Annotated in this window: 1 protein-coding gene; it reads left to right on the top strand. The window is 59.6% G+C overall.

Features of this window, described 5'->3' with window-relative positions; all coding sequences use genetic code 11:
- Positions 1–769 precede the first annotated feature (769 nt).
- Positions 770–3,459, top strand: a 2,690-nt coding sequence (locus ACJRW5_RS24835) for an autotransporter outer membrane beta-barrel domain-containing protein (RefSeq protein ID WP_484573131.1), incomplete at its 3' end; no start/stop codon positions are given.

Consider the following 3,459-nt stretch of genomic DNA (forward strand, 5'->3'; position numbering starts at 1 on the left):
ATAACGTTTCAACCCTGTATCGATGCACTTTCCAGTTCAGGCCAGATGAGGCGGGGCAAATGCCCCGCCTTAGTGTTTACGGTTGGCCTGATTTGGTGCGGGGCGATTCAGGCTTTCAGGCACTTGTGAATGGTCTCGGTGGTAGAGGGCGAGAGGTGCCAGGGTCTAGGCAGTGGGTGTCCTAAGCACTCATCGTCAGTGTCAAGGCCGCGTTGAGCGTCTTGTGTTGTGACGAAGTTAGGCCCGCTGTGGCAACAGAAGCTGCACGCATTGCCGGGTCGCTCTTTCGTTTTTCTGCGTTATTAAAAATAAGTGCTCTGAGTAATGGCGTTAGGAAAACTTAAGTACTCCCCCGCCGTCACGCCATTGCTTGTCGTTCTGCTGTCGTCATTTCAATGCCACAGACTTTGTCGCTCAGTGAGTTGATGCTGAGTTTTACAGGTTATGTAAACTTTCGTGTTGAATAATAATTTAAAGGACTGTTATTGATGGCTGTGTTTCGTTGGGCTTGTTGTGTGACCTGTTTCTAGGGGATATGAAGTTTAGTTGCTCTGGAATAGCTGGGGCATGGTTTGTGTTTCGTAAGAGTGTCTTGATTTACTAAGTGTCCGCCGTGTTACACGGTGAAACATGAGATTTTCTCGTGTTGTGCTAGTGTCGCGTTCTTCCTTGTTTCTCAGTAGGCGTTTATTGCGTTTGCGCAACTTTCTGCGCCCTGGGAAAAGTGATGCGTGCTGGCTCAATTTGATAAAAGTAAAAGGTTTTCGCAATGAACAGGATGTATAAGATTGTCTGGAGTGCTGCTCGTCAGGTATGGGTAGTGGTGGGGGAGTTAGCCAAAGGCAAAACAAAAGGCGCATCTTCGCAATCAACCATCCCCCTTGCACGCCTTCTTTCGTCTCGTTGCGATGTCACACCTTTCGAGTGCCGGGGCTTTCATTACAGCGCTTTGTATGCGGCGGTTATAGCTGCGGCGATCGGAGTGCCGGCCACCGTCTATGCAGAGGACAAGATCGTCGATGGAGGGGCAGTGGAAACCATCGATACGTCCGAAACGTTCGATGGCGTCGTCGTCGGCAACACCGGTACCGGCACGCTGACCATTTCGGACGGCGGAACGCTTAACAGCACCCGCAGCGGCTTTATCGGCAGCGAGACCAACAGCACGGGTACGGTGACGGTGACCGGCCAAAACTCCACTTGGACCAGTTCCGAGACCCTGCATGTCGGTCTTGACGGCACCGGCACGCTGACCATTGCTGACGGTGGCGAGGTGAGCAACACCCTTGGTAGCGTTGGCGGTACCCTCGGCACGGGCACGGGCACGGGCACGGTGACGGTGACCGGCTCCGGTTCCACCTGGACCAATAGCGGAACTCTGAGCGTCGGCAACTTTGGCACCGGCACGCTGACCATTGCTGACGGTGGCGCGGTGGTCAGCAACGGAACTGGCCTCATTGGTGCTTCCTCCTCCGGCGCACGCACAGGCACGGTAACGGTGACCGGCCAAGACTCTACTTGGACCAATAGCGGAGCTCTGAGCATCGGCAACTTGGCCGCCGCAGGCACGCTGACCATCGCGAACGGCGGCTTGGTGGAGAACACCTCTGGCATCATCGGCAGCGACAGCAGCACGGGCACGGTTACGGTGACCGGCGAGAACTCTACCTGGGCCAATACCGCGAGCCTGTTTGTTGGCAACCAAGGCACTGGCACGCTGACCATCGAGGACGGCGGCGCGGTGAGCAGCAGCTCTGGCTTCATCGGCGACGGCGCCGGCAGTACGGGTACAGTGAAAGTGGCCGGCACCGGTTCCAGCTGGACCAATACCGCACTGACTGTTGGCAACGAGGGGGCGGGCACACTGACTATTGCCGATGGCGGCGCGGTGAGCAGTAGCTCTGGCTTCCTTGGTAACGACAGCGGCAGTACCGGCACGGTGATGGTCACCGGCGTCAATTCCACCTGGATCAATAGCGGGGCGCTGCGCGTCGGTAACGCCGCCGCCGGAACGCTCACGATTGCCGATGGCGGCACGGTGAGCAACACCAGTGCCAGCATCGGCGGCGGATCGAATAGCACGAGCACGGTGACGGTGAGCGGCACCGGTTCTGTTTGGATTAATTCCTCGAACCTGACCGTCGGCGAATTCGGCGCCGGTACGCTGACCATCGCGGACGGCGGCGGGGCGACGAGCGACAGCATGGGCTTCATTGGCGGGAACACCGGCAGCACGGGCACCGTGAGCGTGACCGGCGCCAATTCCACGTGGACCAATTTTGGGGATATCGTCGTCGGCAATCTCGGCACCGGGACGCTGACGATTGCCGAGGGTGGCACCGTCACGACGAACTCAGGTGGTGGCACCTTGTCCTTGGCCCTTGTTGATGACTCCACCGGCGCGCTCAATATTGGCGCGGCGACGGGCGATGCGGCGGCGGCGGCGGGCAGGTTGCACGCCCTCACGCTGGCTTTCGGTGCTGGCACCGGCATTCTCAATTTCAATCACACCGATGTCGGCTACACCTTCGGCGCCGCACTCGTCGGCACTGGTACGATCAACCAGATCGCGGGCGTCACCAATCTGACGGCCGATAGCTCTGGGTTTACCGGCACAACGACCATCACCGGTGGTTTGTTGAACGTGAACAATGCACTCGGCGGCACCGTGAACGTGACGGGCGGCAGGCTCGGTGGTTCGGGCACGCTGGGCAATCTCCGCATCGCTTCCGGCGGTACGGTAGCGCCGGGTAATTCCATCGGTACACTGAGCGTTAGCGGCGACTTCACGCTGGATTCGGGGTCGACACTGCTGGTGGAGCTGAACGACGGTGGCAACGTTGCCGGCGTCAACAATGACCTGGTGGATGTGACGGGTACCGCCACCATCGAGGACGGCGCCATCGTTCGCGTGACGCCGGTCGCTGGCAGCGGCACCAACTATGCCGATGGCACCACTTATACCATCGTCCGGGCCGGTATCCTCGACGTTCAAGGCACGCAGCGCCTTACGGATGACTACGCCTACCTGAACTTTGCGCTGGGGCAGGTCGGCAATACTCTGACCCTGACCAGTAGCCTGGATGTATCCGGTGGGCAGACCTTTGCCCTGGCTGGCATGAGCCGCAACCAGCGCTCGACGGCGACGGGGGTCTTTACGCAGGGAGCGGGTAAGGCGGTCTTCGATCAGGTGCTCAACATGAGCGAGCGTCAAGCGTTTGCCGCGATGGATACCCTGTCGGGCGAAGTGCACGCCAGTGCCCGAGCCGTTTTGCTCGACAGTGCCAGCCAGGTGCGCAGCGCTGTGCTGCAGCGCGCGCGCAGCACCGAGCGTAGCGAAGGGCAGGGCGTATGGTTCGAGCTGCTCGGTGGTCGCATGAATCTGGATGGCAACGGCAATGCGGCAGCGCTGGACAGCGACGAGCAGGGGCTGTTGCTCGGCATCGATAAGCGTCTGAG

This window comes from Pseudomonas pichavaramensis (assembly GCF_050473265.1).
Taxonomy (GTDB): domain Bacteria; phylum Pseudomonadota; class Gammaproteobacteria; order Pseudomonadales; family Pseudomonadaceae; genus Aquipseudomonas.